Source organism: Streptomyces sp. NPDC044003, assembly GCF_056435185.1.
In genome coordinates, this window is the sequence record NZ_JBWKFA010000001.1 from 1,380,823 (window position 1) to 1,404,144 (window position 23,322).

General features: G+C 73.9%; 22 protein-coding genes and 1 pseudogene. 13 read left to right on the forward strand and 10 right to left on the reverse strand.

Going from position 1 to position 23,322, the window contains the following annotated elements; genetic code table 11:
* The first annotated feature begins 185 nt into the window (after positions 1-185).
* The 4 genes from AC07AW_RS06355 (at position 186) to AC07AW_RS06370 (ending at position 3,815) form a co-directional block, all read left to right on the forward strand.
* Positions 186-1,568 (forward strand): MFS transporter, encoded by a 1,383-nt coding sequence (locus AC07AW_RS06355; protein WP_478814295.1) that lies wholly within the window; start codon positions 186-188, stop codon positions 1,566-1,568.
* Between the two features lie 150 nt (positions 1,569-1,718).
* Entirely contained in the window at positions 1,719-2,198 is a 480-nt protein-coding gene (locus tag AC07AW_RS06360; RefSeq protein WP_478814296.1) for a DUF2771 domain-containing protein, read from the forward strand.
* Positions 2,199-2,205: 7 nt separating this feature from the next.
* The gene (locus tag AC07AW_RS06365) at positions 2,206-2,937 is read left to right on the forward strand and encodes a futalosine hydrolase (RefSeq protein WP_478814297.1); all 732 of its coding nucleotides are present in this window, start codon (positions 2,206-2,208) and stop codon (positions 2,935-2,937) included.
* A complete protein-coding gene (locus AC07AW_RS06370) occupies positions 2,934-3,815 on the forward strand; it encodes a 1,4-dihydroxy-6-naphthoate synthase (protein WP_478814298.1) in 882 nt (293 codons plus the stop codon). Before AC07AW_RS06365 ends, AC07AW_RS06370 begins: the two co-directional genes overlap by 4 nt.
* 7 nt (positions 3,816-3,822) lie before the next feature.
* On the opposite strand, the gene AC07AW_RS06375 is transcribed toward AC07AW_RS06370, so the two are convergent.
* The gene (locus tag AC07AW_RS06375) at positions 3,823-4,206 is read right to left on the reverse strand and encodes a cold-shock protein (RefSeq protein WP_478814299.1); all 384 of its coding nucleotides are present in this window, start codon (positions 4,204-4,206) and stop codon (positions 3,823-3,825) included.
* 143 nt (positions 4,207-4,349) lie between these two features.
* Between AC07AW_RS06375 and AC07AW_RS06380 the strand changes: the two genes are divergently transcribed.
* Positions 4,350-4,613 (forward strand): hypothetical protein, encoded by a 264-nt coding sequence (locus AC07AW_RS06380; RefSeq protein WP_369145735.1) that lies wholly within the window; start codon positions 4,350-4,352, stop codon positions 4,611-4,613.
* A 2-nt stretch (positions 4,614-4,615) separates the two neighbouring features.
* On the opposite strand, the gene AC07AW_RS06385 is transcribed toward AC07AW_RS06380, so the two are convergent.
* Positions 4,616-5,242: an HAD family hydrolase gene (locus AC07AW_RS06385; RefSeq protein ID WP_478814300.1), complete on the reverse strand. Its 627-nt coding sequence runs from the start codon at positions 5,240-5,242 to the stop codon at positions 4,616-4,618.
* A 101-nt stretch (positions 5,243-5,343) separates the two neighbouring features.
* Between AC07AW_RS06385 and AC07AW_RS06390 the strand changes: the two genes are divergently transcribed.
* The 3 genes from AC07AW_RS06390 (at position 5,344) to AC07AW_RS06400 (ending at position 8,401) form a co-directional block, all read left to right on the forward strand.
* On the forward strand, positions 5,344-6,348 hold the full coding sequence (locus tag AC07AW_RS06390) for a FecCD family ABC transporter permease (protein WP_478814301.1): 1,005 nt from the start codon (positions 5,344-5,346) through the stop codon (positions 6,346-6,348).
* A 191-nt stretch (positions 6,349-6,539) separates the two neighbouring features.
* The gene (locus tag AC07AW_RS06395) at positions 6,540-7,598 is read left to right on the forward strand and encodes a FecCD family ABC transporter permease (protein WP_478814302.1); all 1,059 of its coding nucleotides are present in this window, start codon (positions 6,540-6,542) and stop codon (positions 7,596-7,598) included.
* Positions 7,595-8,401, forward strand: a complete 807-nt coding sequence (locus AC07AW_RS06400) for an ABC transporter ATP-binding protein (protein WP_478814303.1) — start codon at positions 7,595-7,597, stop codon at positions 8,399-8,401. The genes AC07AW_RS06395 and AC07AW_RS06400 overlap by 4 nt, the downstream gene beginning before the upstream one ends.
* Before the next feature lie 385 nt (positions 8,402-8,786).
* Here AC07AW_RS06400 and AC07AW_RS06405 read toward each other — a convergent pair whose 3' ends face one another.
* Positions 8,787-9,839: a hypothetical protein gene (locus AC07AW_RS06405; protein ID WP_478814304.1), complete on the reverse strand. Its 1,053-nt coding sequence runs from the start codon at positions 9,837-9,839 to the stop codon at positions 8,787-8,789.
* 72 nt (positions 9,840-9,911) lie between these two features.
* Here AC07AW_RS06405 and AC07AW_RS06410 point away from each other — a divergent pair, with 72 nt between their 5' ends.
* Both AC07AW_RS06410 and AC07AW_RS06415 read left to right on the forward strand, forming a co-directional pair.
* On the forward strand, positions 9,912-12,560 hold the full coding sequence (locus tag AC07AW_RS06410; protein ID WP_478814305.1) for a helicase-associated domain-containing protein: 2,649 nt from the start codon (positions 9,912-9,914) through the stop codon (positions 12,558-12,560).
* A 192-nt stretch (positions 12,561-12,752) separates the two neighbouring features.
* Positions 12,753-14,390, forward strand: coding sequence for a DNA repair helicase XPB (locus AC07AW_RS06415; RefSeq protein ID WP_478814306.1), 1,638 nt, complete (start codon positions 12,753-12,755; stop codon positions 14,388-14,390).
* 42 nt (positions 14,391-14,432) lie between these two features.
* Here AC07AW_RS06415 and AC07AW_RS06420 read toward each other — a convergent pair whose 3' ends face one another.
* Both AC07AW_RS06420 and AC07AW_RS06425 read right to left on the reverse strand, forming a co-directional pair.
* Complete coding sequence (locus tag AC07AW_RS06420) at positions 14,433-15,767, reverse strand: COG1361 family protein (protein ID WP_478814307.1); 1,335 nt, start codon at positions 15,765-15,767, stop codon at positions 14,433-14,435.
* Positions 15,768-15,856: 89 nt separating this feature from the next.
* Positions 15,857-16,033 (reverse strand): hypothetical protein, encoded by a 177-nt coding sequence (locus AC07AW_RS06425; RefSeq protein WP_478814308.1) that lies wholly within the window; start codon positions 16,031-16,033, stop codon positions 15,857-15,859.
* A gap of 231 nt (positions 16,034-16,264) precedes the next feature.
* Between AC07AW_RS06425 and AC07AW_RS06430 the strand changes: the two genes are divergently transcribed.
* Positions 16,265-18,292: a HelD family protein gene (locus tag AC07AW_RS06430; RefSeq protein ID WP_478814309.1), complete on the forward strand. Its 2,028-nt coding sequence runs from the start codon at positions 16,265-16,267 to the stop codon at positions 18,290-18,292.
* Positions 18,293-18,507: 215 nt separating this feature from the next.
* Here AC07AW_RS06430 and AC07AW_RS06435 read toward each other — a convergent pair.
* The 3 genes and pseudogenes from AC07AW_RS06435 to AC07AW_RS06445 form a co-directional block, all read right to left on the reverse strand.
* A pseudogene (locus AC07AW_RS06435) lies at positions 18,508-18,654 on the reverse strand (helix-turn-helix domain-containing protein); the annotation flags it as partial.
* Between the two features lie 149 nt (positions 18,655-18,803).
* Entirely contained in the window at positions 18,804-19,691 is an 888-nt protein-coding gene (locus AC07AW_RS06440; RefSeq protein ID WP_478814310.1) for an aminoglycoside phosphotransferase family protein, read from the reverse strand.
* Positions 19,692-19,708: 17 nt separating this feature from the next.
* The gene (locus tag AC07AW_RS06445; protein WP_478814311.1) at positions 19,709-20,299 is read right to left on the reverse strand and encodes a TetR/AcrR family transcriptional regulator; all 591 of its coding nucleotides are present in this window, start codon (positions 20,297-20,299) and stop codon (positions 19,709-19,711) included.
* 116 nt (positions 20,300-20,415) lie between these two features.
* Between AC07AW_RS06445 and AC07AW_RS06450 the strand changes: the two genes are divergently transcribed.
* Positions 20,416-21,006 carry a DUF2867 domain-containing protein gene (locus AC07AW_RS06450; RefSeq protein ID WP_478814312.1) on the forward strand — a complete coding sequence of 197 codons (591 nt, stop codon included), beginning with the start codon at positions 20,416-20,418 and terminating at the stop codon, positions 21,004-21,006.
* 39 nt (positions 21,007-21,045) lie between these two features.
* Here the strand turns inward: AC07AW_RS06450 and AC07AW_RS06455 are convergent, their stop codons facing one another.
* Together AC07AW_RS06455 and AC07AW_RS06460 are read right to left on the reverse strand one after the other, a co-directional pair.
* Positions 21,046-21,738 (reverse strand): copper homeostasis protein CutC, encoded by a 693-nt coding sequence (locus AC07AW_RS06455; protein WP_478814313.1) that lies wholly within the window; start codon positions 21,736-21,738, stop codon positions 21,046-21,048.
* Positions 21,739-21,789: 51 nt separating this feature from the next.
* Positions 21,790-22,776, reverse strand: coding sequence for a hypothetical protein (locus AC07AW_RS06460; protein WP_478814314.1), 987 nt, complete (start codon positions 22,774-22,776; stop codon positions 21,790-21,792).
* Positions 22,777-22,994: 218 nt separating this feature from the next.
* Here AC07AW_RS06460 and AC07AW_RS06465 point away from each other — a divergent pair, with 218 nt between their 5' ends.
* Complete coding sequence (locus tag AC07AW_RS06465; RefSeq protein ID WP_041130551.1) at positions 22,995-23,276, forward strand: heavy-metal-associated domain-containing protein; 282 nt, start codon at positions 22,995-22,997, stop codon at positions 23,274-23,276.
* The last annotated feature ends 46 nt before the right edge of the window (positions 23,277-23,322 follow it).

Here is a 23,322-nt window from a genome sequence, read left to right on the forward strand (position 1 = left end):
ATCCGGGCCGTACCCGGGCCGTACCCGGGCCGTACCCGGGCCGTACCCGGGCCGTATCCGGACCGCACCCGAGCCGTACCCGAGCCGTACCCGAGCCGTACCCGGGCCGTGACCGACCCCGTCCCGTACGCGGTCCCTCGTCGTGCCACGGTTCGTCGGGCGCGCCCGTGGGGCACTATGACGGAGTGGCAGCCGCACGGTCCCCCGTACGATCGCATGATCCCGCCGGGCCGCTCCGCCGAGCGGGCCGGAAGGTCGGGCGCGCCCTGCACCTGCCGTTCACCGGGACCGCGAAGGGCATCCGGAGGGCGACGCACGCGCACGGCGCGGGCGAGTCCGGGCTCGGGAAGCTGATCGAGCTGCACGCCGTGAACGGCGCCGGCGACGTCATGATCACCGTCGCCCTCGCCTCCACCGTGTTCTTCTCCGTGCCGACCGACGAGGCCCGCGGCCGCGTCGCGCTCTACCTCGCCGTCACGATGGCCCCCTTCACCCTCCTCGCCCCGGTGATCGGCCCGCTCCTGGACCGGATCCCGCACGGGCGGCGCGCGGCGATGGCGGGCGCGATGCTGACCCGCGCGGTCCTCGCGATCATGATGTCGGGGGCCGTGGCGACGGGCGGCCTCGAGCTGTATCCGGCGGCGCTCGGTGTCCTCGTGGCCTCGAAGGCGTACGGGGTCGTCCGCAGCGCCGTCGTGCCCCGCCTCCTCCCACCGAACTTCTCGCTCGTGAAGGCGAACTCGCGGGTCACCCTGGCGGGGCTGCTCGCCACCGGCATCGCCGCGCCCATCGGGGCGGGGCTCCAGCTGATCGGGCCGGGCTGGCCGCTGTACGGGGCGTGCGCCCTGTTCCTGCTCGGTACGTTCTGGGCGCTGCGGATGCCGCACAAGGTGGACTCCGCGAAGGGCGAGCGGCGGGCGCACCTGCTGACGCACGGCGAGAAGAAGCCGAGCCTGCGGACGGTGGGCCCGGCGGTGCTGCACGGCCTGGAGGCGAACTCCGCGCAGCGCATGCTGTCCGGTTTCCTGATCTTCTTCCTGGCGTTCCTGTTGCGCGAGCACCCGCTGTCCGGGCAGAGCGCCGCCGTCTCCCTGGGGATCGTGGGCGTGGCGGCCGGTGTGGGGAACGCGTGCGGTACGGCGGCCGGCTCGCTGCTGCGGGACCGCGGCCACGGGCCCGAGGTGATCATCGCCACGATGATCAGCGTGGTCTGCGGTACGGCGATCTGCGCGGCCATCTTCTTCGGCGGCCTGATGGTCGCCGTCCTCGTCGCGGTCGCCGGGCTCACCCAGGCCCTGTCGAAGCTGTCCCTGGACGCGCTGATCCAGCGCGACGTGCCGGAGCTGGTGCGGACCTCGGCGTTCGCCCGCTCCGAGACGGCGCTGCAGATGGCGTGGGTGGTGGGCGGCGGGATCGGCATCGCCCTGCCCCTGAACGGCACCCTCGGCATGGCCGTGGCCGCCGGGATCCTGGCCGTGGGCGCGCTCCTCTCGGTCCGCGGCCTGCTGTCGGCGGCCCGCCGCCGCCCGGGCCCGAAGGGCGGCCGGCCCAAGGCGAAGGTGGCCTAGCCGCGCCGGGGAAGCGCCGCGGAGCCGCTCCGAGGAAGCGCCGCGGACCCTCCGTACGCGGCCCCGGACACTCCGCACGAAGCGGTACGCCGTGGCGGCACGCCGTACCCCCGCGTGGCGCGGGCGCGGCGGCCCGATAGCCTTCGGCTCATGACCGTTGCGTTCTTCTCCGGCTCGCGCCGCCGGGCCGCCGTCGCCCTCGGGGCCGTCTCCGCCGGGCTCCTCGTACTCTCCGCCTGCGACAAGCCGACTCCGCTCGCGACCCTGACGGTCGGGACCGACTCGGTGCACTCCGAGGCCGCCTGCTACAACGACGGCGACGCCATCAAGGAGTCGCAGATCCAGCAGTGCCTCAACAAGAAGGCCGAGAAGACCATCACGGTCTCCACGGACGACAAGATCCGCTTCGGCGTGGACCCGGAGATCGCGGACCACGGCTGGACGATCTTCCTCGGCGGCCAGCAGGCCGAGCCCGAGCCGTACAAGAAGACGTACCGGACCATCCCGGCCAGCGCCTTCTTCTCCACCCAGACCGGCGAGGCCACCGACAAGACCCAGGTGACCATCGTCGAGAACACCGGCAAGGAGCTGACCGGCATCTGGCACTTCCAGCTGAAGAAGGACTCCTGATCCGCCGGTGGTCCACCGGATCCTGATCGTGACGGCCGTGGCGGCGGAGGCGGACTCCGTCTCCGCCGGCCTCGGCCTCGGCGACCCCGAGCTCCTCGCGCTGCCGGGGAATTTCACCCTGCGCCGTCACGACGACCGCCTCGACGTGCTCGTGGGCGGGGTCGGCCCCGCGGCCGTCGCCGCCGCGACCGGGACCGCGCTCGCCCACGGGACGCTGACCGGGGACACGTACGGGCTCGTCGTCTCCGCCGGGATCGCCGGCGGGTTCCAGCCCGCCGCGCCGCTCGGGTCCGTCGTCGTGTCGTCGGCGATCGTCGCCGCCGACCTCGGGGCCGAGACCCCGGACGGGTACCTCGCCGTCGAGGACCTCGGCTTCGGACGGTCCGTCCACCCCGTGCCCGAGGCGCTGACCCGGCGGATCACCGCGGCCCTGGAGGCCGCCGGGGGCCCGCCGTACGCCCTCGCGCCCGTCCTCACCGTCTCCACCGTCACCGGCACCGCCGGCCGCGCCGCCGAGCTCGTGGAGCGGCATCCGACGGCCGCCGCCGAGGCGATGGAGGGCTTCGGCGTCGCCGAGGCCGCCGCCCCGTACGGGGTGCCCGTCGTCGAGATCCGCGCCGTGTCGAACGCCGTCGGCCCCCGCGACCGCGCCGCCTGGCGCATCGGCGAGGCCCTGGGCGCCCTCCGGCACACCTTCGAGCTGCTCGGCAGCACCGTCTTCGTGGAGGCGCACGCGTGAAACTCAAGATCGCCTACTCGCCCTGCCCGAACGACACCTTCGTCTTCGACGCCTGGGCGCACGGCCGGGTCCCGGGCGCGCCCCGGCTCGACGTGACGTTCGCGGACATCGACGTCACCAACGGGTGGGCGGAGAGCGGCACCGACACGCACGACGTCCTGAAGGTGTCGTACGCGGTGCTGCCGTGGATCCTCGACGAGTACGCCCTGCTGCCCTGCGGCGGCGCCCTGGGCCGCGGCTGCGGCCCGCTGGTGCTCACCCTCCCCCACTCTCGGCTTCGCTCGAGCGGGGGGACCCCCATGGCGGACGCGGACCTGGCCGGGAAGACGGTCGCGGTGCCGAGCGAGCGCTCGACCGCGTACCTGCTGTTCCGGCTGTGGGCGGCCGAGAAGGTGCCCGGAGGCGTCGGCGAGGTCGTCGTGATGCCGTTCCACGAGATCATGCCCGCCGTACGGGACGGGAAGGTCGACGCGGGGCTCGTCATCCACGAGGCCCGCTTCACGTACAAGAACTACGGGCTGCACTGCCTCGCCGACATGGGCGAGCACTGGGAGTCCACGACCGGCCTCCCGATCCCGCTGGGCGCGATCGTCGCCCGCCGCTCGCTGGGCGCCGAGACCCTGGAGCTGCTCGCCGAGTCCGCCCGCGCGTCGGTACGGATGGCCTGGGACGATCCGGCGGCCTCCCGGCCGTACGTCCTGGAGCACGCCCAGGAGATGGACCCGAAGGTGGCCGACCAGCACATCGGTCTCTACGTGAACGAGTTCACGGCCGACCTCGGCGAGCACGGCTACGCGGCGGTCCGCGGGCTGCTCACGCGCGCCGCGGCCGAGGGACTCGTACCGCCCCTCGGCCCGGACGCGCTCGCGTTCCCCTGAGGGGGACCTACACGTCGAGCTGGTCGGCGACCGCGCGCAGCAGGCCCGCGATCTTCTTGCCGGCCGCCTTCTCCGGGTAGCGGCCGCGCTCCAGCATCGGCGTGATGTTCTCCAGGAGCGTCGTCAGGTCCTGGACGATGGACGCCAGTTCGTCGGGCTTACGGCGCTGCGCCGCGGCGACGGACGGGGTCGGGTCGAGGATCGCGACGGACAGCGCCTGGTCGCCGCGCTGACCGGCGACGACCCCGAACTCCACCCGCTGACCAGGCTTCAGCGCGTCGACTCCGGCAGGGAGCACCGACGAGTGGACGAAGACGTCGCCGCCGTCGTCGCGGGAGAGAAAGCCGAAGCCCTTCTCACTGTTGAACCATTTGACCTTGCCGGTAGGCACGTCTGTCCTCGTCCTCGTCCTCGTCGATGGGGATGGCGAACGGCGGGTCGTCGGCCGACCCGCCGGCACCAGGCTAATGGTCAGGAGGCCGGTGACAAGACGCCGCCGACGTGTTCCTCCGGCCTGGGAACTACCCTGGCGGGATGCGTAGTGAAACCCCCGCCGTGCCGGTGGACGACAGTGCCCCGGGTGACGGACTCGTCAAGGCCGGTGTGATCCTGTTCGCGGTCGGCGCGGTCGCGACGCTGGTCACGGTGGCCCCGCTGTTCCTCGGGACGGACCCGTTCCCCACCGTCGCGTACCTCGTGTCGATGCTGATGGGGGTCGGATTCCTCGTCGCCGCCGCCGGGGTGCTGCGGTCGGTCGCGGCCCAGCGGCGGCAGGCCCGTTCCGGCCGGACGGCCTGAGCTCAGGCCAGGTACCCCTCCCACCAGGCACGGAAGTCCGTCAGGTCCGGCAGGACCACGTCCGCGCCGGCCGCCCGGAGCTCCTCGGCGGGGCAGGGGCCGGTCGCGACGGCCACCGAGAGGGCGCCCGCCGTGGCGGCGCCCCGGACGTCGCCGACGTGGTCCCCGACGTACACCGTGGCGCCGTGCGCGCGCAGGGCCTCCGCCTTGCCCTCGGCCCACAGGCCGCCGGCGACCGCGTCGGGCTCGATGCCGAGGTGGGCGAGGTGCAGTTCGGCGTGCGGGCCGTTCTTCGCGGTGACGACGATCGTGCGGCCGCCCGCCTCGCGCACGGCCTCGATCGCGTCCCGGGCGCCCGGCATCGGAACCGTGGGCTCGATCGCGTACGAGGGGTAGAGCGCCCGGTAGCGGGCGGTCATCTCGGTGACGTGCTCCGCCGGGAACCAGTGCGCCATCTCCTGCTCCAGGGGCGGCCCGAGGCGGCTCACGACGAGGTCGGCGTCGATCGGGACGCCGGTCTCGGCGGAGAAGGCGACGAAGGCGGCCTTGATGCCCGGGCGGGTGTCGAGCAGGGTCAGGTCGAGGTCGAAGCCGACGGTGGGCGCGTTCGCGGGCGGTGTGGTGGTCATGGGCCCATTGTCGGGGGCCTCGGGTGCACAGATGTTCGCACAGGGGCGCTGCTTAAACTGAGGCGAGCCTAACCAAACCTGCACTCCGCCGATGGGTCCCGATGCCAGCCGCTTTCCGTACCAGACGGGTCCTCGCGACCTCGGCGGCCCTCGTCGCCCTGCTCCTCGCCGTCCTCCTCAGCCTCGCCGTGGGCGCCCGCCCCATCGCGCCCTCCACCGTCCTCGACGCCCTGCTGCACGGCGCGACCGGCGACGACGCCGAGGTCGTCCGGCAGCTCCGCGTCCCCCGGACCCTCATCGGGCTGATGGTCGGCGCCGCCCTCGCACTCGCCGGCACCGCCCTCCAGGGCATCACCCGCAACCCGATCGCCGACCCCGGCATCCTCGGCATCAGCCAGGGCTCCTCGGTCGCCGTCGTCCTCGCCATCGCCTTCCTCGGCGTGCACGAGCTCAGCGGGTACGTGTGGTTCGCCTTCGCCGGCGCCGCCCTCGCCTCGGTCGCCGTGTACGCGATCGCCGCCGCCGGGCGCGGCGGCGCCACGCCCGTGAAGCTGGCGCTCGGCGGAGCCGCGATCAACGCGCTGCTGCTCTCGGTCACCACCGGCGTCCTCACCACCAGGGCCTCGGCGCTCGACGAGTTCCGGTTCTGGCAGATCGGCTCCCTCGACGGCCGCGACACCGAGATCGTCGGCCAGATCTGGCCCTTCCTGCTGCTCGGTGCGGTCCTCGTGCTCTCCGTGGCCCGCGGGCTCGACGCGCTCGCGCTCGGCGAGGACGTCGCCAAGGGCCTCGGGCAGCGCGTCGCGACCGTACGGATCGTCGGCGGGCTCGGCGCGACCGTCCTCACCGGCGCGGCCGTCGCCGCCGCCGGGCCCGTCGCCTTCGTCGGCCTCGCCGTCCCCCACATCGCCCGCGCCGTCGTCGGCTCCGACCACCGCTGGGTGCTGCCGATGGCCGCCGTCATCGGGCCGGTGATGCTGCTCGTCGCCGATGTCGCCGGACGGATCGTGTTCCCGCCGGGCGAGATCCCGGCGGGCGTCATGACCGCGCTGATCGGCGTGCCGTTCCTGGTCACCCTGGTACGGCGGAAGGCGGTGCCCGCGTGAGTACGACCGCTGGCGTCCGCCCCGCCGGACACGGGCTTCTGCGCGCCGGGCGGGGGTGCGCATGAGTACGACCGCTGGCGTCCGGCCCGCCGGACATGGGCTTCTGCGCGCCGGGCGGGGGTGCGCATGAGCACGACCGCTGCCGTCCGGCCCGCCGGACACGGGCTCGTGCGCGCCGGGCGGGGGTGCGCATGAGTACGACCAATGCCGTCCGGCCCGCCGGATACGGGCTCGTGCGCGCCGGGCGGGCCTCCTTCCTCGTCCACCGCCGCTCGGCCCTGATCGCCACGGGCCTGCTGCTGCTCCTGGCCGCGGCCTGCGTCGCGTACCTCTGCGTCGGGGAGAAGACCGTCTCCCCCGGAGAGGTCGTACGGATCCTCCTCGGCGAGCCGTTGCCGTCCGCGTTCGTCGTCGAGGAGCTCCGCGAGCCGCGGCTCGTCGTCGCGCTCGCCGTCGGCGCCGCGTTCGGCATCGCGGGCGGCCTCATCCAGACCGTGGCCCGCAACCCGCTCGCCAGCCCCGACATCATCGGCATCAGCCAGGGCGCCGGGGCCGTCACCGTCGCCGCGATGACCTTCGGCCTCACCTCGTACACCGTCCTGCCGTACGTCTCCATCGCGGGCGGCATCCTCGCCGCCGCGCTCGTGTACGCCTTCGCCTGGCGCGGCGGGCTGCACGCGACCCGGTTCGTCCTCATCGGCATCGGCATCGCGATCGCGCTCCGGTCCCTCATCACGCTCTTCATGACGAAGGGCGACTACCTCGTCGCCCAGCAGGCCCAGATCTGGATGACCGGCTCCCTCAACGGGCGCGGCTGGGACGAGTCCGCGCCGATCCGCTGGACGCTGCTCCTGCTGCTGCCCGCCGTCCTCTGGGCGGCCCGCGCCCAGCGGACCGTGTCCCTCGACGACGACACGGCGACCGCGCTCGGCGCCCGGCTCGGCGGGGTCCGGCTCGGGCTCGTCGCCGTCGGCGTCGTCCTCGCCTCGGTGGCGACCGGCGTCGCCGGGCCCGTCGACTTCGTCGCGCTGCTCGCCCCGCAGATCGCCCGCCGCATGACCCGGACGGCGCAGATCCCGCTGCTCTGCTCCGCGCTCACCGGCGCGGTGATCGTGGTCGTCGCCGACCTGCTCGGCCGACGGCTCTTCTCCCCCGTCGAACTGCCTGTGGGTGTCCTCACGGCGGCGGTCGGCGCCCCGTATCTGATCTGGCTCATCGTCCGGAGCCGAGCCGTTGGAGGTGCTTCGTGACCAGACTGCAGGCCCGTGAGCTGACGCTCGCGTACGAGGAGCGGACCGTCGTCGAGAAGCTGGACCTCGCGGTCCCCGACGGCAAGGTGACCGTGATCGTCGGCCCCAACGCCTGCGGGAAGTCCACGACGCTGCGGGCGCTCGGGCGGCTGTTGAAGCCGGCGGGCGGCGCGGTCCTCCTCGACGGGGAGTCCCTGGCGAAGCTGCCGACCAGGCGGATCGCCCGCTCGATCGGCCTGCTGCCGCAGACGCCCGTCGCGCCCGAGGCCATCACCGTCGCCGACCTGGTCTCCCGCGGCCGCCAGCCGCACCAGGCCTGGTGGAAGCAGTGGTCGGAGGAGGACGAGCGGGCCGTCGCCGACGCCATGGACCGCACGGACGTCGCCGCGCTCGCCGACCGGTCCGTCGACGCGCTCTCGGGCGGGCAGCGGCAGCGGGTGTGGATCGCGATGGCCCTCGCCCAGGAGACGGACCTGCTCCTCCTCGACGAGCCCACCACCTACCTGGACATCTCCCACCAGGTGGAGGTCCTCGACCTGGTCCGCCGCCTCAACCGGCTCCGCGGCCGGACCGTCGTCCTCGTCCTCCACGACCTGAACCAGGCCGCCCGGTACGCCGACCACCTCGTCGCCATGAAGGCGGGCCGGGTGGTCGCGGAGGGCCCGCCGTCGGAGATCGTCACGGCGGAGCTCGTACGGGACGTCTTCGGCCTGTCGTCGGTCGTGGTCCCGGACCCGGTGACGGGGTCGCCGCTGGTGGTGCCGGGGGCGCCGTGGTCGGCGGACGCGACCGTACCGATCTGACCGCGCGCCGCCCGGGCAATCGCCCCGGGCCCACCCCCGTGTGGCCGCGCGCCTGCGGGGGCGGTGCCCTCCGCCCCCGCCCGTGTGGGCAATCGTCCCGCTGGGGCGGGACGGGTGGGCACACGGGACGGCGCCCTTCAGCGGCGCCTCCGCGTTCCGTGCCTGGACCCGCACCCCAAGCGTCGGCGCACATGTGGTGCGGGTCCAGGCACGGGAGCCTCTGGCGCCGGCAGGGCGCGGGTCCGTTGTGCCCACCCGTTCCGCCCCTTGCGGAACGCCTGCCCACAACGGGGTGGGGGTGGGCATCGCCCCGGCGGAACGTATGCCCACAACGGGGGTGGGTGGGCACCGCCCCGGCGGAACGATTGCCCACAACGGCGGGGCGTCAGTGGCGGCGGGAGCGCCAGATCAGGAACAGTGCCGAGGCGATGGCCGCGGAGCGGAGGACCCACGGCCACGTCTCGGAGATCGCCGCGCCCATCGCCTCGCCGCCCGGGGCCACCGCCTCGCCCCAGCGGCCCTGGACACGGCCCCACAGCCAGAGGACGCCGGTCGCGGCGCTGAGGCCGGGGATCACGAGGACCGCGCCCTTGACCTCGCCCGGGGTCAGCCGGCGGGACGCGTACGCGAGGAGCCAGCCCGCCGCGAGGGCGACCAGCGAGCCGAAGACGGCGCCGCCGACCAGGAGCAGCGCGGCGAGCAGGACGAAGGGGTTCGCGAGGCGGGCGCGGGCCTTCGCCTCCCCGGACTCCCCGGCCTCCGGTGCCTCCTCCGGGGCCTTGCGGCGCCGGAGGAGACGGGCCAGGCGGCGGCGCTTCCCCTGTGCGGGGTCCTCGGCCGCGTCGTCCTCGTCCTCCGGCGGGGCCGGCGGCGTGAAGAGGTCGGGGCGCTCGATGCCGCCGACGAAGCCCGGGAAGCCGTCGTCGGCGTCGGGGTCGTCGGTGTCGGGGTCCGTCCCCCACCAGTCCGCCGCGCCGCCGGAGCGGCGGCGGACCGGGCCGTCGGGGCCTCGGTCGTCCTGCGCGGGGATCGCGGGACGCGCCGTACCGGGACGCGCGCCCCCCTCGCGGCCCGGCCGGCCCGGGCCCGCCGCGCCGGAGCCCCGCGCCTCACGGTCCGGGTCCGCTCCTGACGTCGACGCGCCCGAAGCCGGGTGCGGGTTTCGTGGACCGTCGGGCCCCGTGCGCGGCTTCGGCATCGGCCGCTCGTCCGAGGGGCCCGCGCGGTCCACGACCTCGTCCGGGGTGCCCAGGGACCCGAGGATGCCCCGTACCGCCGCCTCGCTCTCCTCGCCGTGCGTGGCGCGCCGGCGGTCGATCTCGTTCCGCAGGCCGGACACCAGCTTCATCCGGTCGCTCGCCGGCAGCTGCCGCTGCTGGGCCAGATCGCCGACCCGGCTCAGATAGTCGTAGACCAGACGGTCGCTCTCGATCCCCACGATGCCCCTCCACGGCCGGTTCGCCCGGTACGGCCCGACGTTAGCGCCTGGACAGCGGCTAACGTGGTCCGGATGGGGATCGGTGAGCTCGACCGGGAGGCGCACGTGCCCGAGGTAACTGGCGCCGGCGCGGCGCACCGCACGCTCGCGGAGGCGCTCCGCGCGCGGGGCGACGAGGGGCTCTCCGCGCTGCTGCGCGCGCGCCCCGACCTGCTGAGCCCCGTACCGAACGACCTGACGCAGCTGGCGACCCGCGCCGGCACCCGCGGTTCGGTGGTGCGGGCCCTGGAGCGGCTCGACCGTTTCGCGCTCCAGACGGCCGAGGCGCTGGCCGTGGCCCCGGACCCCGCCCCGTACTCCGTGCTCCTCGCGCTGCTCACCGGCGACGAGGGCGATCCGGAGATCGAGGCGGCGCTGCCGGGCGCGGTGGCGCTGCTGCGCGAGCAGGCGCTGGTGTGGGGCGAGGACGACCGGCTGCGGCTCGTACGGACCGCGCGGGAGCTCCTCGCGCCCTCGCCGCAGCACCCGTCGCCGACCGGGCTCGGACCGACGGTCGCGGAGGCGACGGCGGGGATGTCGCCGGGCCGCGTGCAGGAGATCATCGCGACGGCGGGGCTGACCCCGACGCACGATCCGGTGTCGGCGGTCGCGTCGCTGACGGAGCTGTTCACCGACCGGGCGCGGATGGGCGCGCTGCTCGACGAGGCGTCGCCGGAGGCCCTCTCCGTCCTGGACCGGCTGGTGTGGGGTCCGCCGTACGGCGAGGTGACGGCGAACCCGGCGCCTCCCGTGCAGTGGCTGCGCGACCGGGGCCTGCTGCTTCCGGTGTCGGCGCGGACGATGGTGCTGCCGCGCGAGGTGGCGCTGCACCTGCGGGGCGGGCGGGCGCACCGGGCGCCGGAGCCGGTGGCGCCGGTGGTGGGGGTGGCGCGCGAGTACCGTCCCCAGGTTGTGGACAGCGCGGCGGCCGGGCAGGCGTACGCGACGCTCGCGACGGTCGAGGAGCTCCTCAAGTCCTGGGACCAGGGCGGGCCGCAGGTCCTGCGGGCGGGCGGGATGGCCGTACGGGACCTCAAGCGGACCGCGGCGGCCCTGGACGTGTCGGAGCAGCTCGCCGCGTTCTGGCTGGAGCTGTGCTTCGGGGCGGGGCTGCTCGCCTCGGACGGCGAGGCGGACGAGCGGTACGCGCCGACGCCCGCGTACGACGACTGGCTCGACCTGCCGGCCGCCGAGCGCTGGGCCCGGCTGGTCGCGCCCTGGCTCATGGCGACCCGGGTCGCGGGCCTGGTGGGCGGCGCGGACGCGAAGGGCCGCACGCTGGCCGCGCTCGGCCCGGACCTGGACCGCGCGCCGGCGCCGGAGGTCCGGCACCGGGTCCTGGAACTCCTCGCGACCCTCCCGCCGGGCGCCGCGGTGGATTCCGAGACGCTGTTCGCGCGGCTGCGCTGGGAGCGGCCGCTGCGGGGCACGACGCAGGCGGGCCCGCCGCGGCCGACGGCCGGTACGGGGACGGGTACGGCGGCCGGCGCGACCACGCGCGGCGCGGCAGCTTCCGAGGACTCCCCGGCCACCGCGACCACCCTCGACGCCGCCCCCGACCCCGGCCTCCCCACCGACCTCCGTTCCCGGCTCGCACGCTGGACGCTCGCCGAGGCCGAGCTCCTCGGGCTCACGGGCAGGGCGGCGCTCGCGGCGCCCGCCCGGGCGCTGCTCAACCTGCCGCTCGCGGAGGCCGCGGCCCCCGCCGACCACGGCGGCCGGGTCGAACTGTCGGTGGCCGCCGGGCGGGCGGCGACCCTGCTCGCGCCGCTGCTCCCCGAGGCCGTCGACCACGTCCTGCTCCAGGCGGACCTGACGGCCGTCGCGCCGGGGCCGCTGCGGCGGCCGCTCGCCGACGCGCTCGCGGTCCTGGCGGACGTGGAATCGAAGGGTGGCGCGACGGTGTACCGGTTCACGCCCGGTTCCGTACGGCGTGCGCTCGACTCGGGGCGGTCGGCCTCCGACCTGCACGACTTCCTCACGGCGCACTCGCGTACGCCCGTGCCGCAGCCGCTGGCGTATCTGATCGACGACGTGGCCAGGAAGCACGGCCACCTGCGGATCGGGGCGGCCTCCGCGTACGTCCGCTGCGACGACGACACGGTCCTCGGCGAGATCCTGGCCGACCGGCGCTCCGCCGCCCTGGGCCTGCGCCGCCTCGCGCCGACGGTGCTGGCCGCGCAGACGGACCCGGCGTCGCTGCTCGACGGGCTGCGGTCGATGGGGTACGCCCCGGCCGCCGAGTCCGCGGAGGGCGACGTCCTGATCACCCGCGCCGACGCGTACCGCACCCCCGCCCGTACGGCCCCGGTACCCGTCCCCGACGGCCCGCCGGCCCCCGACACCACGCTCCTGGGCGCGGCGGTGAAGGCGATCCGGGCGGGCGACCGGGCGGCGACGGCGGTACGGAAGGAGCCGGCGACCCCCGCGACGGCGGCGGGCGGCCTCCCCCGCACCTCGGCCGCCGAGACCCTGGCGACGGTCCAGGCGGCGGCGATGACGGGTTCGGCGGTGTGGATCGGCTACGTCAACGCGGAGGGCGCGGCGAGCCAGCGGGTCATCGCCCCGGTCCGCGTGGAGGGCGGCTTCGTGACGGGCTACGACCACACGGCCGACGAGGTCCGCACGTACCCCCTGCACCGCATCACGGGCGTCGCGGAACTGGCGGACGACCAGGTCTAGCGCCTGGGGTTCACGAGGGCGCCGGGATCGATCTTCATCGAGAACGGCGCCTCGATCGCCGTCTCGCGTCCGGGCCGCCGCCTCCACGACGACGATGTCGGGGGGGGCGGCCCACTCCGACAACGGCCCCGGATCAGGCAGACTGGAGGATTGGCCGTCACCGAACGCGGCCCGGGAAGGATCTGATCGCACGTGAATGGGCCACTCATCGTCCAGAGCGACAAGACGCTGCTCCTGGAGGTCGACCACGAGCTCGCCGAGGCCTGCCGGCGGGCCATCGCGCCGTTCGCGGAGCTGGAGCGGGCGCCGGAGCACATCCACACGTACCGGGTGACGCCGCTGGGGCTGTGGAACGCGCGGGCCGCCGGGCACGACGCCGAGCAGGTCGTCGACGCGCTCGTCGAGTACTCGCGGTATCCCGTGCCGCACGCGCTGCTCGTGGACATCGCGGAGACCATGGCCCGGTACGGCCGGCTGACGCTCTCCAAGCACCCCACGCACGGGCTGGTCCTCACCTCCACCGACCGGCCGGTACTCGAGGAGATCCTGCGGTCGAGGAAGGTTCAGCCGCTCGTCGGGGCGCGGCTCGACCCCGACACCGTCGTCGTGCACCCCTCCGAGCGGGGGCAGATCAAGCAGACGCTGCTGAAGCTGGGCTGGCCCGCCGAGGACCTCGCCGGGTACGTGGACGGGGAGGCGCACCGGATCGACCTCGCCGAGGACGGCTGGTCGCTGCGGCCGTACCAGAAGCAGGCCGTCGACGGCTTCTGGCACGGCGGCTCCGGTGTCGTCGTGCTGCCCTGCGGCGCGGGGAAGACGCTGGTCGGCGCCGGTGCGATGGCTCAGGCCAAGGCGACGACGCTGATCCTGGTGACGAACACCGTCTCCGCCCGGCAGTGGAAGCACGAGCTGGTGAAGCGGACCTCGCTGACCGAGGACGAGATCGGCGAGTACTCCGGTACGCGCAAGGAGATCCGGCCGGTCACCATCGCCACCTACCAGGTGCTCACGACGAAGCGGAAGGGGATCTATCCCCACCTGGAGCTCTTCGACTCCCGGGACTGGGGCCTCATCGTGTACGACGAGGTGCACCTGCTGCCGGCGCCCGTCTTCAAGTTCACCGCCGACCTGCAGGCCCGGCGGCGCCTCGGGCTGACCGCGACCCTCGTCCGCGAGGACGGGCGGGAGTCCGACGTGTTCTCGCTGATCGGGCCGAAGCGGTTCGACGCGCCGTGGAAGGAGATCGAGGCGCAGGGGTACATCGCGCCCGCCGACTGCGTCGAGGTCCGGGTGAACCTGACCGACTCGGAGCGGCTCGCGTACGCGACGGCCGAGGCGGAGGAGAAGTACCGCTTCTGCGCGACGACGGCGACGAAGCGGAAGGTGACCGAGGCCCTGGTCAAGAAGTTCGAGGGGCAGCAGATCCTCGTCATCGGGCAGTACATCGACCAGCTGGACGAGCTCGGCGAGCACCTGGACGCGCCGGTCATCAAGGGCGAGACGTCGAACGCGCAGCGGGAGAAGCTCTTCGACGCCTTCCGCAACGGCGAGATCAACGTGCTGGTGGTGTCGAAGGTCGCGAACTTCTCGATCGACCTCCCGGAGGCCACGGTCGCGATCCAGGTCTCCGGCACCTTCGGGTCGCGCCAGGAGGAGGCACAGCGCCTCGGCCGGGTCCTGCGTCCGAAGGCGGACGGCCACCAGGCGCACTTCTACTCGGTGGTCGCCCGCGACACCATCGACCAGGACTTCGCGGCCCACCGCCAGCGCTTCCTGGCGGAGCAGGGGTACGCGTACCGGATCGTCGACGCGGACGAGCTGCTGGGCTGAGAAACGTGGAGGGCCCCGCACGAGGGCCCTCCACGTCGTTCGTCAGACCGCCGGGTTCAGGACCAGCTTCGCCTGGTTGTTGTCCGCGTTCGGGTCGAACGGGAAGCCCGTGCCGTACGGCGGCTTCAGGGCGATCGCGCCCTTCGCGCCGGTGACGACGGTGTCGACGCGCAGGTCGAACGGGAACGTCACGGTCTGCTTCTCGGCCACCCAGATCGGCAGCTGGCACACGTAGCGGGGCGCGCCGGTGCGCACCTCGCTCTCCCACCAGCCGCCGTCCGCGGTGCGGGGCTCGCAGGCGTCCGGCACCGTGGTGGCGGTCGCGCCCTGCGGGACCGTGACGTCGACGGAGCCGACCGGGTCGCCGGAGCCGAGGTTGGCGATCCAGGCCGGGCCGCGGTTGCGGAAGGTCACGTCCGCGCGGACCGTCTCGCCGGCGGCGGCGGTGAGCCGCGCGCCGCGGACGGCGAAGTCCGCGGTGTTGGTGACGCCGATCGACGCGACCGTGCCGTTGTTCCCCGGGTCGAGGTCCTCGGCGCCGCCGCGGGCGTTCACGCCGATGTCGATGCGCTCGGACAGCGCGTACGGGGCGGTCTTCGCCTGCAGCGCCGTCGGCAGGGTGAAGGAGCCGCCCGGGGCCACGACGTCGTCGAAGGCGCAGTCGATCTTGGTGAGCGGCTTGATCGTGCCCTCGCCGAGCGGCTCGCTGGTGCACTGCGGGGCGACCGTGCCGAGGTCGAGGCCGCGGGTGACGTAGAGGGTGACCTGGACGCCGTTCGCCGGCTCGTTGCCCTTGTTCACCGCGGAGACCGGCACGGGGACGGTGCTGCCCGCGGCGACGCCGGTCACGGGCGCGGCCTGGGTGACGACGAGGTCGGGGCCGGACGCGACCCGGACGGTGGTGGAGCTCCCGAACGCGGATATCGCACCGCTGTCGGTGTGGGCCGTGGCCCCGTACGTGATCTGGCCGGTGACGCCCGCCCCGGCGCCGGCGGCGGCGCGCAGCTTCAGCTCCACGGGGGCTTCGCCGGTCAGCGGCACCTCGGGGAAGGAGCAGATGTAGGTGATCCCCACCGGGGCGCAGGTGTCCGGCCAGGTGATGTCGGCGACGCCGGTCAGGCCGGAGGCGTCGACGGTGAGCTCGCCGTCGGTCACGCGGACATCGGGGTTGTCGTGGTACAGCCCCAGGCCGAGGGTGACGGTCTGGGCCTCGCCGCCGTCGATGCCCTTGGGCAGCGCGAGCTCCCAGGGAGACACGATCCACAGCTGGTCGCTGTTCGCGGCGGCCGGTGCGGCGGTCACGCCGACGGTGACCAGGCCGGCCGCGGTGGCGCACGCGGCGAGCCGCGCGAGACGGCCGAAGGAGGACTTCCTCATGATCTCCTGTGTTCCTCACTGCTTCGGGGACGGAGCGATGCGATGAGGAGACCGTCGAGGGCGGCGAAGAGTTGCACGCCGGAGCGGATTCAGTGGCTCCGGTGCGTCGGGCGGGGGTCGCGGACGCCCGCCTCGGCCGGGCCGTGGTCGCCCAGCAGGGCGACCGAGGCCGCCGCGCCGCCGAAGGCGCGTATCGCGCGCAGGGCGGTGGTGAGGCGGTGCGGACGGGGGACGGTGGTCACGAGGGTGAAGGTCGTCGCGGTCATGTCTCCATGATGGAATCCGGACATTGTCGACACATCGGTCTGGGGGGTGAACCGGTGTCCGCCTCGCGTCGGATCCCACCCCCTAGGGGGAAAGTGATTCGCCCCGGCCGACCGCCCGGAGTTAAACTCGTCGGCTTCCCCGCCTCCCGCTCGTGGAGCGCGCCGCCGCCCGGTCGGAAACCGGCGGCCACCTTGTCGTGTCCGCGTATCCACCTGCCCGGAGGCTGCACCGTGTCCGTGTCCGAATCCGATCCGCTCGCACGTGAGCGCGCCCATCTGACCTCCTCCCGCGCCGCGCTGCGCGCGATGCGCGAGGACGTCGAGGCGCTCGACATCAAGGACGTCACCGCGAACTGGGTCAACTCCCTGGTGCTGGGGCGGCAGATCGAGGACCGGATCAAGGCGCTCGCCGACCTCGCGGACACCCCGCTGTTCTTCGGGCGGCTCGACTACCTGCACACCACGCAGGAGGGGCAGCGCTTCTACATCGGGCGGCGGCACGTCCACGACGCCGACGGCGACCCGATGGTCATCGACTGGCGTGCGCCGGTCTCGCAGCCGTACTACCAGGCCTCGAAGAAGGACCCGCAGGACGTCGGGCTGCGGCGCCGCTTCGGGTACACGGGCGGCGACCTCACCGCGTACGAGGACGAGCACCTCTCCGACCCGGAAGAGCTCGAACACACCAGCCGGCTGCTCCAGGCCGAGATCGAGCGCCCCCGCGTCGGCCCCATGCGGGACATCGTCGCCACCATCCAGCCGGAGCAGGACGGGATCGTCCGCTCCGACCTGTCGGGGACGGTGTGCGTGCAGGGAGGCCCGGGGACCGGAAAGACCGCCGTCGGTCTGCACCGAGTCGCCTACCTGCTGTACGCGTACCGGGACCGGCTCGCCCGTACCGGCACGCTCGTCATCGGTCCGAACCGGTCCTTCCTCCAGTACATCGAGCAGGTCCTCCCCGCCCTCGGCGAGCTGGACGTCCAGCAGGCGACGGTCGACGACCTCGTCGCGCACGTCGAGGTGCGGGGCACGGACGAGGCGGCGACGGCGGTCGTGAAGGGCGACGCCCGGATGGCGGAGGTGCTGCGGCGGGCGGTCCGCTCGCACGTGACGCTGCCGACGGAGTCCCTGATGGTGGTGCGCGGATCCCGGCGCTGGCGGGTCCCGGCGTACGAACTGGAGGAGATGGTACGGGAGTTGCTCGGCCGCGACATCCGGTACGGCGCCGCCCGCGAGGCCCTCCCGCAGCGCATCGCGCACGCCGTCCTGGTCCGGATGGAGGAGGCCGGCGAGGCCCCCGACGACCGGGTGCAGAACGCCGTCGCGCGGAACACGGCGGTGAAGGCCGTCGTGAAGGAGTGCTGGCCGCTCGTCGAGCCCGCGAAGCTGGTGCTGCGGCTGCTGAGCGACGCCGACTTCCTCGCCGAGCACGCCGAGGGGCTGCTCACCGAGGACGAGCAGAAGCTGCTGCTGTGGGCGAAGCCCGCGCGGAGCGTGAGGACGGCGAAGTGGTCGGCGGCGGACGCCGTCCTCATCGACGAGGCGAAGGACCTGGTGGAGCGGACGCACTCGCTCGGACACGTGGTCCTCGACGAGGCGCAGGACCTGTCCCCCATGCAGTACCGGGCGGTGGGCCGCCGCTGCACGACCGGTTCGGCGACGGTCCTGGGCGACCTGGCGCAGGGCACGACGCCGTGGGCGACGGAGAGCTGGGCGCAGGCGCTCGCGCACCTGGGGAAGCCGGAGGCGCTGGTGGAGGAGCTGACCGCCGGTTTCCGCGTGCCGCGCGAGGTGATCGCGTACGCCTCGCGGCTCCTCCCGCACATGTCGCCGGGGCTCGCGGCGGTGGAGTCGGTCCGGGAGAACCCGGGCTCGCTCTCCGTCGTCCCCAGCGACGCGCTCGACGAGGACGTCGTCGCCGCCTGCGTGGAGGCGCTGACGCACGAGGGCTCCATCGGCCTGATCGCCGCCGACGCGCGGATCGCGCCGCTCGCGGAGGCGCTGACGGCGGCGGGTCTGGCGTACCTCTCCCCCGGCGAGGAGACGACGGCCGAGTCGCGCCTCACCCTCGTCCCGGCCTCGCTCGCGAAGGGTCTGGAGTACGACTACGTGGTCCTGGACGAGCCGGCGGCCGTCGTCGACGGCGAACCGGACGAGCGGACCGGCCTGCGACGCCTGTACGTGGCGCTGACCCGTGCGGTGTCGGGCTTGACGGTCGTTCACTCGGCGCCGATTCCGGAGCAGTTGGGCGCGCTGTGACCACCCCGCGCGTCGGAGCGCTGCACCACGTCGAGCTGTGAATGGAGGACCTGGAGCGGGCCGAGCGGAGCCTCGGCTGGCTGCTCGGGGCTCTCGGCTACGCGCCCTTCCAGTCCTGGGAGGGCGGCCGCAGCTGGGCGCTCGGCTCCTGCTACCTGGTGGTCGAGCAGTCCCCGGCCCGTACGTCGGACCGGCACGACCGCCTCCGGCCGGGCGACACTCGTCTTCGAAGCGTGCCGCCAGGCGTCGCGTCGTTCCTGCAACGCCCCGTTGTAGAGGAAGCAGTGATCACGCAGCATCCCGCCGAGCGCGATCCGCTGGCCCACGGTGGGCCGCATGAGGAACTTGTACGCACGAATCATCCGACCCACCCCCCTCAAGCCGCTACGGCCACCCTAGAACGGGCCATCGACACCAACGGCTCTCTGGCGACAAGTCGCCATATTTGGGAGGGCCAACCGCCCCGACCGGCGAGGACCGGGCCGTGATCCGTCGAACAGGCCCTGAGGGCTCAGAGCAAGGCCGTGAACTCGGGCAGCGCCTGCGTCCACGTGCGGTGGGCGACGGAGGCGAGGACCGGGTTCTTCCCGCGGTAGTAGTGCTCCGTCACGACGCCCCAGCACAGGGCCCAGCCGCGGCCGCGGGCCCAGGTGGCGTCGTCGACCTCGGCTGCCTCGTGGAAGAGGGGCCGGGTGTCGGGGGTGAGCAGGGACCAGGCGGCCATGAGGTCGACGGCCGGGTCGCCCGTACCGAGCGCGCCGAAGTCGATGACGGCGTGGAGGCGGCCGTCGCGGGTGAGGAGGTTGCCGGGGAGCAGGTCGCCGTGCTGCCAGACGGGGTCGCCCTGCCAGGCCGGGAGCCGGAGCACCGACTCCCAGGCGGCGGTGGCGGCCTCGGCGTCGAGGGTGCCGTCCGCGCCGAGGGCGTGGACGGCGGGCACCATGGCGCCCTCCTCCCAGTCGGTGACCGGGCCGCCGCGGGACGCGTGGGGTCCGCCGGTCGCGTCGACACCGCGCAGGGCGACGCCGAAGCGGCCCAACGCGACGGCGGCGTGGGCGAGATCGGCGATCGGCGCGTTGTACGCGTCGTCGCCGTCGAGCCAGGCGAACACCGACCAGCCCCGGTCGTACCCCTCCCCGGGCCGACCGTGACCGACGGGCACGGGGACGGGGAGGGTGAGGTGGGGCGCGAGGTGCGGCAGCCAGCGCTGCTCCTTCTCGGCGTGCCCGGCGGCCCAGTCGGCCTTCGGCAGCCGTACGGCGAGGTCGTCCCCGAGCCGGAACATCGCGTTGTCGGTGCCGGCGGAGTTCACCTCCCGTACGGGAAGGTCCGCCCACTCGGGGAACTGGGCGGCGATCAGCCGCTCGACGAGGGCCACGTCGATACCGGTGGAGGTCATGCGCGCGAGGCTAGCGATCAACCACTGTGCGGGCCACGGGATTTCGGCTCCCTCGGCCGGTCCAGGATCAGATCGCCGGCGCGGGCGAGGACCTCGGCGCGGGTGCGGCCGTCGTGGTCGGCGGCGAGGAAGTGGTGCCCGATGGCCACGCAGAAGGCGAGGAGGGAGCGGGCCTCGACCTCGTCGGGGTCGGCGCAGAAGGTGCCGATCATCTCGCGGAGCAGCTCCATGCGCCGGTTGTCGACGCGGCGCAGGCGCTCGGCGACGGCCTCGTCGCGCCGGGCCCAGTCGCGGACGGCGAGGTCGATGGGGCGCAGCCGGTCGCCGGAGAAGGTGAGCATGCCGGCGAGCGTGATGAGGGCCCTCGGGTCGCCGTCCTCGTCCTGGCGGACGCGGTCGATGACCTGGTCGGCGGCCTCCCGCTCCCAGGTGTCGAGCATGGCGGCGAGGAGGGCGTCGCGGTCGGCGAAGTAGCCGTAGAAGCCGCCTTTGGTGACGCCGAGGCGTTTGGCGAGGGCCTCGACGCGGACGGCGTCGGGGCCGCTGTCGGCGAGGACGGTCAGACCCTCCTCCACCCAGCGTTCGCGTGGTGTGCGTGCGGCGCCCACGGTGTGTCCTCCCTCACTCGGCGACCGAATATACGCCTCCGTACATCGGGTCTGGCATGGTTGACCTCGTCGTTATACGCAAGCGTATAGAACGCAGGGGAAAGGCGGCGGCGGTCATGAGGCTTCCCGTCAGCGAGCACACCGGTCGGCCGTGGCGGATCCACGAGTACGTCCCCGACTTCACGACCCTGGACGTCTGGTCCTTCCGCACGCCGGGCGCGGGGCCCGACGACTTCCGGCTCGCGCTCGACGTGATCAGGGCCGGCGCCGGCCCGTCGAGGCAGTCCGGGCCGACCGCGTTCCTGTTCGCGGTGCGCTGGAAGCTGGGTGCCCTGCTCGGCTGGGACAAGCCGCAGGAGGGCCTCGGCCCCCGGGTCCGGTCACTGCGCGAGCGCATGCCGGAGGACCTGACGGCGACGGCGGACCCGACCCCGGGACCGGGCCCGTTCACCTCCCTGTACGAGCTGCACGACGAGTGCGCCCGGGAGCTGGCGAACAAGACCGTCCACGGGGTCATGCACCTGGGCTGGGTGGAGACCGCCGACGGCGGCCACGAACTCCGCATGGCGGTCCTGGTCAAGCCCAACGGCCGCTTCGGCCGCCTCTACATGGCCCTGATCGCACCCTTCCGGTACGCGATCGTCTACCCGGCGATGTCCCGCCAGTGGGAAGCGGCCTGGCGCGACCGGGACCGGCTGCTCCGGTAGCGGCCAGGGCCTGTCCGACCCTGATCCGCCGGACAGGCCCTAAAGGGTGTCGACCGCCTCGCGCCAGGTGCGGACCGCCGCCGCCGAGACCGGGGCGGTCCAGCCCTGGGGGCGGGCCGCGCCGCCGATGTGGAAGGCGGTGAGGCCCGCCGCGCGGAGGGTCGGGAGGTGGTCGAGGCGGAGGCCGCCGCCCACGAGGATCTGGGGCTCGTAGCCCGGCTCGCCCGTGCGGGCCGCTTCGGCCCTCAGGGTGGCGAGACCGTCGTCGACGCCCGTGGCGGCGCCCGCCGTCAGGTAGGTGTCGAGGCCCGGCAGGTCCGCGAGGCGCTTGCGGAGGCCGTCGCGGTCGGCGGCGCGGTCGATCGCCCGGTGGAAGGTCCAGCGGCAGCCGTCCAGGACGGCGATCAGGCGCTCCACCGCCACGAGGTCCGGCTCGCCGTCCGCGGTGAGGAAGCCGAGGACGAACTCGTCGGCGCCCGCCGAGCGGAGCTCCTCGGCCCGGGCGACCAGGGCGTCGACGTCGCCCGCCGCGAAGCCGTCGGCGAGGCGGAGCATCACGCGCAGCGGGATGTCCACGGCGGCCCGGATCGCGGCGAAGGACGCCGTGGACGGCGTGAGGCCGTCCGCGGCCATGTCGGTGACGAGTTCGAGCCGGTCGGCGCCACCGGTCTGGGCTGCGACCGCGTCTTCCTCGTCGAGGGCGATCACCTCAAGGACAGCACGGTTGCTCATCTCGCCCATTCCTCCATGAATGACGACTACAGGTCTAGTCCAATGACCAGACTAGCCGTGCGCGTGACCTCCCGCATCGTGCCCCGCCTCACCCGTCCCACCCTTCTCGGTGGTGGCCGGAGCCGGTGCCTTCCCGTTCGCGCCCGCCGTCACCGTGAAGGACGCCGTCCTGACCTTGCCCTCGTGCTGGAAGTCGAGGAACAGGCGGTACGTGCCCGCGCTGGGGGCCGTCGCCGTGAAGGAGACGTCCGGGCCGGGGCCGCCCTCGTTCGGGTGCACGTGGAGGTAGGCGAGGTCGCCGTCGCGCAGGGCGACGAGGTGGCCGTACGCGCCGAGGTACGGCTCCAGGTCGGTGACCGGCTTCCCGCCCTTGGTGACGGTGAGGCGGAGCTCGCCCGCCTTGCCCGGGTCCAGGACTCCGCCCAGGCGGACCTGGTAGCCGTCGACCGTCGCGGTCGGGGCCACGGCCGGCAGCGGCTTCGGGGCGTAGGCGCCCGGGACCGACAGGTCCGCGCCCAGCGTGATGCCCTGGGCGCCGGGCGCGGCGGGCTTGAAGTCGGCGAAGGCCTTGTAGCCGCCGGCCGCCGGCAGGTCCGCGTCCACCGACCAGGTGCCGTCCGCGGCCTTCACCGGGTGCAGGTGGCGGAAGGTGTTGAGGTCGCGCGAGGCGACGATGAAGTGCAGTTCCTTGCCGTGCTCGGTGGTGAAGGCGGTGACCTTCCTGCCGGCCGCGTCCTTGATGGAGAACTTCAGGGTGCTCCGGCCCGTGGTGGGCGCGGGCGTCTCCATGGCCAGGGTGTAGCCGTCCTGGGAGATCTGGAGGCCGCCCGGGAGCGACGAGGCCGCCGTCGCCGCCTCCTCGCCGTGGCCCGCGTGGCCGCCTTCCGTCTTCTTCTGCGGTTCCTGCGCCGCGTGCTCGCCGTGACCCGCCTTCTGCGGCTCCTCGACGGGGCCGACCCCCTTGCCGACCCCGTACGCGGTCCCGAAGGTCGCGGCGAGCGCGGCGGCAAAGGCAGTGATCTTCACTCCGGTGTTCATGACTGCTCTCCCGTACGTGGGTGCGTGGGTCCGTGGGTGGCATGCGGGTGGCACGTGAGGGGGCATTCGTTCACCCGATGCACTTCACCATACCCCTGGGGGGTATCAAGTCAAGTCGGTCCCGCACTTGCGCCGGATACCACCGGGGGGTATACATGACCTCACAACCGAATACCCCCCGAGGGTATCGGTCACAGGAACCGACCGAGGAGGAAGCCATGGGCTCCTGCTGCACCCCCGACAACAGCTGCTCGACCACGGAGACCACCGCCGTCGCGGTCGCCGACAGCACCGTCACCGTCTACGCCGTCTCCGGCATGACCTGCGGCCACTGCAAGTCCGCGATCACCAAGTCCGTCAGCGCCCTCGACGGCGTCATCTCCGTCGACGTCGACGTCGCCGGCGGCCTGGTGACCGTGACCACCGGCGGCGAGCCCGACGACGCCGCGATCACCGCGGCCGTCGACGACGCGGGCTACGAGCTGACCGGCCGGGCCTGATCCGCCGCCGGGCAGACCGACACCCCACCGGCGTCCCCCGTCCCGG

Coding starts and splice junctions, on each gene's coding strand:
- AC07AW_RS06360 (WP_478814296.1), top strand. CDS start 1,719: ATGACCGTTGCGTTCTTCTCCGGCTCGCGCCGCCGGGCCGCCGTCGCC.
- AC07AW_RS06380 (WP_369145735.1), top strand. CDS start 4,350: ATGCGTAGTGAAACCCCCGCCGTGCCGGTGGACGACAGTGCCCCGGGT.
- AC07AW_RS06385 (WP_478814300.1), bottom strand. CDS start 5,242: ATGACCACCACACCGCCCGCGAACGCGCCCACCGTCGGCTTCGACCTC.
- AC07AW_RS06390 (WP_478814301.1), top strand. CDS start 5,344: ATGCCAGCCGCTTTCCGTACCAGACGGGTCCTCGCGACCTCGGCGGCC.
- AC07AW_RS06395 (WP_478814302.1), top strand. CDS start 6,540: ATGAGTACGACCAATGCCGTCCGGCCCGCCGGATACGGGCTCGTGCGC.
- AC07AW_RS06410 (WP_478814305.1), top strand. CDS start 9,912: ATGGGGATCGGTGAGCTCGACCGGGAGGCGCACGTGCCCGAGGTAACT.
- AC07AW_RS06420 (WP_478814307.1), bottom strand. CDS start 15,767: ATGAGGAAGTCCTCCTTCGGCCGTCTCGCGCGGCTCGCCGCGTGCGCC.
- AC07AW_RS06425 (WP_478814308.1), bottom strand. CDS start 16,033: ATGACCGCGACGACCTTCACCCTCGTGACCACCGTCCCCCGTCCGCAC.
- AC07AW_RS06440 (WP_478814310.1), bottom strand. CDS start 19,691: ATGACCTCCACCGGTATCGACGTGGCCCTCGTCGAGCGGCTGATCGCC.
- AC07AW_RS06450 (WP_478814312.1), top strand. CDS start 20,416: ATGAGGCTTCCCGTCAGCGAGCACACCGGTCGGCCGTGGCGGATCCAC.
- AC07AW_RS06455 (WP_478814313.1), bottom strand. CDS start 21,738: ATGAGCAACCGTGCTGTCCTTGAGGTGATCGCCCTCGACGAGGAAGAC.
- AC07AW_RS06460 (WP_478814314.1), bottom strand. CDS start 22,776: ATGAACACCGGAGTGAAGATCACTGCCTTTGCCGCCGCGCTCGCCGCG.
- AC07AW_RS06465 (WP_041130551.1), top strand. CDS start 22,995: ATGGGCTCCTGCTGCACCCCCGACAACAGCTGCTCGACCACGGAGACC.